Below are 380 nucleotides of genomic sequence, written 5' to 3' on the forward strand. Positions count from 1 at the left end.
GTCATTTCCGGCGCCGGTGCGGCCGGAGTTGCCATTGCGAAGTTCCTGCTCGAGGCGGGGCTCGGGGACGTCGCCGTGGCCGACCGCAAGGGCGTCGTCAGCCGGGACCGTGAGGACCTGACGGACGTCAAGCGCGAGCTCGCGGAGCTCACCAACAGGGCCGGCATCACCGGACCGCTGGAGACCGCGCTGGTCGGTGCGGACGTCTTCATCGGTGTGTCCGGCGGTACGGTGCCGGAGTCGGCGGTCGCGTCGATGGCGCCCGGTGCGTTCGTCTTCGCCATGGCCAATCCGGACCCGGAGGTCCACCCCGACATCGCGCACAAGTACGCGGCCGTGGTGGCGACGGGGCGCTCCGACTACCCGAACCAGATCAACAA

Annotated in this window: 1 pseudogene; it reads left to right on the forward strand. The window is 70.0% G+C overall.

The window, feature by feature from the left end:
- Window positions 1-380: pseudogene (locus AC1DUE_RS20700) on the forward strand (NAD-dependent malic enzyme); the annotation flags it as partial.

Source organism: Cellulomonas sp. P4_A2 (assembly GCF_056402515.1).